This is a genomic window from Pseudoalteromonas sp. (assembly GCF_041629635.1).
Classification (GTDB): Bacteria; Pseudomonadota; Gammaproteobacteria; order Enterobacterales; family Alteromonadaceae; genus Pseudoalteromonas.
Genome location: NZ_JBFKMX010000238.1, coordinates 1 through 2,927, shown reverse-complemented (window position 1 = coordinate 2,927; position 2,927 = coordinate 1). Strand labels below are relative to the sequence as shown.

At 35.9% G+C, this 2,927-nt stretch carries 2 protein-coding genes; both read right to left on the bottom strand.

The features are described from left to right. Nucleotides 1–427: 427 nt before the first annotated feature. The gene (locus ABYD77_RS18555) at nt 428–1,282 is read right to left on the bottom strand and encodes a GGDEF domain-containing protein (RefSeq protein ID WP_372771579.1); all 855 of its coding nucleotides are present in this window, start codon (nt 1,280–1,282) and stop codon (nt 428–430) included. 495 nt (nt 1,283–1,777) lie between these two features. Then, nucleotides 1,778–2,326: a DUF3750 domain-containing protein gene (locus ABYD77_RS18550; RefSeq protein ID WP_372771578.1), complete on the bottom strand. Its 549-nt coding sequence runs from the start codon at nt 2,324–2,326 to the stop codon at nt 1,778–1,780. Between the last annotated feature and the right edge of the window lie 601 nt (nt 2,327–2,927).

Sequence of the window (2,927 nt, the reverse complement as noted above, 5' to 3'; positions counted from 1 at the left end):
CATCGGGTGTGGCACAACCACCGACGGTGTTAGGATGGCAATGTTGCTACCGCAGCATTGAACCACGAACATAGACTGAAGACAGGTGCCACGTCGAACTAAGTAAGGTTTGCTCTGTTACTAACAATAGTAATAACCAACGAATATCAGCATGAAAACCGACGACATTACTTGCTTCATCCTATGCGTTAACTCTCTCTAATTCGAGTTAAGAAATTATGGCTTAAAGTTAGGCAAGGAACAGTGTGTTTAACTTGACAGTGGGAGTCATACCAACGCCCCTATATGTGTTTGCCGTAAACGATTTTAACGGCTTACCGACATAGCGAAGTTGAATAGATTTAAACGATTGCTAAAACAAATTAGCTGCTTAAAAGCAGCTAAAAAGAATCGTAATGCTTACTTGACCGGAGAAGGTTCATATGTGTTAGGCTTTACCATGCCAAATCTGATAAGCAATATCATTTTTTTCTTTATTTTTCACTGAATACATTAACTCATCTGCCACTTTCACCACTTCTTTTACGTTATCTGGTATTTCCTCAAAGGTAACCAAACCAATACTAAAAGTTACAGGCCAATTATTGGCATTCATTTGCCGTTTTAATGCTCTTATAACATTTAAAAAAGCATGCTTTGCATCACTGGACTTTGTTTCAGGCAGGAGACAAGAAAACTCATCACCACCTAACCTGGCCACAGTATCAACTTCTCTTAGGTTAGAACTCAAACATTGCGCAACACCAATGAGCAATTTATCTCCAACATCATGACCAAGAGTATCGTTTATTTCCTTAAACCCATCCACATCAATATAAGCTAGTGAAAAAGTATGTTTATAACGATTTGCTCGTACTAACTCACTAGCCAGCTCAATGTAAAATCTCCTTGAATTGGATAATCCTGTTAAATAGTCTGTATCGGCAGCAACTGATTCTACTCTATGAACATTTCTGAAGTTGGTAATAATGATGGCTACAGCCGAATAAGCGACGATATAGGGAACAGCATAATAAACAAGCAAGTCTATATTTAGTGCCATCCCAAATACAAAATACTTCTCTGAAATTAATATTGCTACAGTAAGAAATCCTAACAAAACTCCTGAACGGCTAGAACCATACCAGCTCGTAACTATTACCGGGATCACAAATATGGGTTCGATTTCTACCACTTCACCAATCAATAAATAAATTCCAGACAAGAGTAATACTAAAACAACTGAAATCATCCAAATTCTTTCAGGTGTTCTACTATCAAGTATATGAAGTAAGGTTTTCAATGGCTTAGAACTCCTAATGGTAAATTGTTATAGCTAAGCCTAACAGCTTATTAATGCGCATTTCGATTTAAGGAACTTATCCACAACCTAATATTTGCACGTTAATAAATTATTTATTTAATATTTTCAGTAGATTATCAGTAGTTTTTTGCCCTATCAATGTAAAATTGGATTTAGATAAACGAGCCATTACTTAATCGCGCCATTAGAGGACCGTTATATAATTTTAATTTTCAATTTTTAGCATCATATATCAATCAGTTGTTTTTACATCTACATAATCGAGTCAAATAAGATTTTACTTAACGTGCCATGTTCATGAACAAAAGTGGGTCTTCGTAATGCAATGTGTGTATTGACGTTAGTTTTATCAATGACCGCTGTTCGCTCAAATTCGTCAGCCACTTTGGCGCTCAGTTGTCTTATTAAAAGATTAACTTCGGTACATAATTGTTTATGGATTTAAGTTAATAGAGGTGATTCTACCAATCTAATTTATTGCGTCTCTACTTCTGTATCAGCATAACCGCTGCCAATTGCGCTAAAAGGCATATCCAGTTCCAATTCTTTTACTTGTAAGCCAACCCAAGCTGGAAAGGTATTACTGTTTGGACCTGGCACTAAGGTGTATTCATTTGCCCACGGGTAGCGTTCGGCCGCGGCAATAACATCAGGGATTAATTTTTTTGCCTTATTGCCGGTAATTGAGAGGATTTTTTCTGGTTTTGCGCCATACCAGTAACGATCAGGCGTTGTAGTAGTGTATTTTTTAAGAGCCGGTAATCCGCGCTTTACACGCCAACCAACCACTTCATATACGGTATATTCTTTCGCGTTTTCAGGTTTTATAGCAAGCCAAGTATGCACGGCAAACCAGCCTCGCCAACTAAAGGCATCGGCTCCATAAAATTCAATAACCGCGTCATTAACCAGCATCGGGTTTGGTGCAATACCCGCAGGCTCACGACTAGCGGTTCGCCAATTTGAATTACTACACCCAGTAAAAAAAATAATAATAGAAAATAAAATAACTAAACTGCGCATGAAAAACCCCAACCTCAATATATTTAAATCATAAATGAAAAATAAAATAAACGCTTATAAATTGCGGTTAATGTGGTGTTTTTGTAGGCATACGGAACAAATTAAATTTAGTTGACTTTAATTATGTTTATGTTGCTACGCAGCATATTCATAATCCAAAGCATAATTGCTCATTTTTAGAATGGAGAAAGTCTTTTGAAACTAATGCCTTTGCAAAAAAATAAATGCGAACCGGGACAGATAGTTAAACAGCCAACACTAAGTAAAAGAATTATTCGATGCTTTCCATGAAAGATTTTATTAAAACTTACAAAGTTTCAGTAACAATTCAGACACAACACCCCAGCATGTTAACAAATGTAAACAGCAGGGCGATTTTTAATACAATTTAGTTCATAAAATCACACCAATGTACCCACAACAGTTATAACAAAAAAGAATTAAAAATAACCAGAAGGAATATGTAGCAACTTATTATCCTATTTAAATCAAGTAATTACAAACCGACCAATTATTCAACATTCAAATAAAAATTCATTAAAAACAACTAACTACCCAAAACCACCTTATCAACATTACATTAACACTCTGTTGACAGCTG